1 protein-coding gene is annotated in these 3,146 nt (G+C 62.1%); it reads right to left on the bottom strand.

The features are described from left to right. On the bottom strand, positions 1 to 3,146 hold a 3,146-nt coding region (locus AQ12_RS21220; RefSeq protein ID WP_048441982.1), incomplete at both ends, for a Calx-beta domain-containing protein.

Raw genomic sequence — 3,146 nt, 5'->3', positions numbered from 1 at the left:
AGGTCCGTGCCTTCGTCCTGCGTTTCAGCCGTGATCGAGCTAATCGTCGGCACACCCTCATCGTCGGTGATAGTCCCAACGCCCTGGCCGTCCGCAATCGTCGCGTTCACCGCGCTCGACAAATTGAGTGTGAAAGTCTCGTCAGGCTCGTCTGTGGTGTCGCTCGTGATCGCCACGACCACTGTCTGGATCGTCTCGCCAGGCGCGAAGGTCAGCGTGCCGCTCGTCCCCTCATAGTCAGCTCCACCAGCTGTTCCGTCCGTCGTACCGTAAGCCACCGTCACAGCAACTGCCGAAGGCGTCGAGAGCGACACAGTGAACGTCGCAAAGCCATCGGCCTCACCCACTGCCACGTCGTCCACCGAGAGCACGGCCGTATCGTCGTCGGTGATCGTCGCAATACCCACACCATCGCCGATTCCGGCGCCCACGGCACCGGACAGGCTGACGCTGAATGTCTCGCTGTTCTCGTCCGTCACATCGGAAGTAATCGCAACAACGATGGTCTGCGTGGTTTGGCCAGCCGCAAAGGTCACCGTGCCGGAAACACCGGTGTAGTCAGCGCCGTCAATCGCCGTGCCGTCGGCACTGCCGTACGCAACAGTGACCGGATCGGATGAAGGCGTCGACAGCGTGACTGTGAAGGTCGCAAAGCCATCGGCCTCGCCGACCGTCACATCGTTGATCGATACCGTCGCGGAGTCGTCGTCTGTGATGGTGCCGATGCCAACGCCGTCTGCAATCGTTGCGCCCACAGCCCCCGAAAGTCCAATGGTGAACGTTTCGCCCTGCTCAACGATGACATCGCCGGCAACAGGCACGACGATGGTCTGCGTGGTGACACCTGCGGCAAAAGTCAGCGTGCCGCCCACCGCGCTGTAGTCGAATCCGTCGAGTGCGGTTCCATCTGCGCTGCCATAGGCAACAGTGACTTCACTCGACGAAGGCGTGGAGAGCGTGACCGTGAACGTCGCAAAGCCATCAGCCTCGCCGACCGTCACATCGTTGATCGAAACCGTCGCGGAGTCGTCGTCTGTGATCGTTCCGATACCAACACCGTCCGCGATACCCGCGCCAACCGCTCCCGACAGGCTGACGCTGAATGTCTCGTCGCTCTCGTCGACCAGGTCGCTCGTGATCGGCACGACGATCGACTGCGCGGTCTCGCCGACAGCGAAGGTCACCGTGCCACCGGCGGTCGTGAAGTCCGAACCGGAAACGGCTGTGCCATCCCCAGTGCCATAAACCACAGTCACCGGGACAGCGGAAGGCGTCGAAAGCGAAACCGTGAACGTCGCAAAGCCATCGGCCTCGCCCACCGTCACGTCGTTGATCGAGATCTCGGCGGTGTCGTCATCGGTGATCGTGCCGGTGGCGTCGATGCCGCCGACAGACAGCGTGTACGACTCGTCGCTCTCGTCGATGGCATCCGACGTTGTCGGCACGGTCACCGTGAAGGAAGTAACCCCTGCAGGCACAGTAACTGCACCATCGGCAAACGTAACGCCATCGCTGAACGTCGCAACGCCGTAATCCGCGGCCGAAGTGGTGTCGTCGGCGATGCCGAATGCAAAACTCAACGGGATGAGGGCCGCCTGGGACAGCGTGACCGTGTGGATCAGGTCCCCGCCTTCGGTGATGCTCGCATCGGTGACCGACGCGATGGAAGCGGACGACTCAACCTCTACATCGACTGTGCTCGTCTCTGTCACACCGCCGGAACTCACGGTGTAGTTGAACGTGGGTACCGGGCCGACAAAGCCGGACTGCGGCGTGAAGACAAGCTGCCCGCCGACCAGCGCGACGCTGCCGTTGGCCACGGCCACCGAAGCGCCGCCATCGGTGATTGCGTTGCCATTGATCGCAGAGATCACATGACCCGTGTTCTCAAACGTGTCATTGCCCAGCACGTCGATAGTGACAGGCACGCCGGCCTCTGTCGTGGCGCTGTTCGGGGCAATGTCGACGACCGCCGCGACCGTGATGGAAACAGTGTCGGTGTCCGTCTGCAAACCATCGCTCGTCTGCACCGTCAGCGTGGCACTGCCGTTGTAGTCGGGCGTCGGGTTGAACACCATGCCGCTCAACGTGTTGTTGATGGCGTTTGCGCCGCCCACGATGGTGATCGTGCCGGTGCCGTTGTTGGTGACCACTGCACCTTGTGCAGCAACAACAGTGAGTGTTCCGTTCGTCACGTTGAGCACAGCCGTCAACGGCCCGCCATCGGCGTCCGCGACCATGATCCGCCTCATGCCCGAGAAGGTGACCGCCGTGTCTTCGACGCCGTTCTGCGTACCGGGCACCGTGTTGACGGGTGCAGCAGGTGGAAGCGGATCGTCGTCGTCGATGATGGTGCCAATGGCAGTCACACCGCCGACGAAAACATTCAGTCGCTCGGTGTTTTCATCGATGGCATCTTCAATCGTCGGCACCGTGACCGTGAACCGGGTCACCCCCGCAGGAACCGTGATCTGACCCGCGAGCAATGTGACGCCGTTGCTGAATACGGGTGCGCCGAAGTCGGTTGCGCTGGCTGTAGTGCCCGCCAGGCCAAAGCTGTACACCGTCGGCTGCTCCGTCGCGTTGCTCAGGCGAACAACGTGAATGAGGCTGTTGCCTTCCTGCTGCGTATCGTCGGTGATGGTGAGCGTGGGCGGCGCGTCGTTTTCGATGATGGTGCCGACGCCCGTGAGGCCACCCACCGAAACATTGACCGTCTCGTTGCCCTCGAAGACCGTGTCATGGGTCGTCGGATAGCTGATCGTGAAGGAAGTGACACCGGCCGGCACTGTCAGCACGCCAGCTGCCAGCGATACGCCGTTGCTGAATGTCGGCGCGCCAAAGTCGTTGGCTTCGGCGGTATTGCCGGCCAAAGCGAATGCAAACGTGCCTGATGTGGCCGATGCGTTGGTCAGCGTGACCGTGTGAACCAGCGTTTGGCCTTCGGTCACCTGGTCGCTGGTGATCGAGGCAATCGCGGGCACGGAGTCGTCCTCGACGATCGTGCCGACAGCGCTCAAGCTGCCGACACTGACATTCACCGTCTCATCGCCTTCGAACACCGAGTCACTGGTCGTCGGATAGCTGATCGTGAAGGCCGTAACGCCAGCGGGCACCGTCAACACGCCAGCTGCCAGCGATACGCC

It is taken from the genome of Caenimonas sp. SL110 (genome assembly GCF_001044395.1).
Lineage (GTDB): Bacteria > Pseudomonadota > Gammaproteobacteria > Burkholderiales > Burkholderiaceae_C > Ramlibacter.
This window is presented reverse-complemented; position numbering and strand designations above follow the sequence as displayed.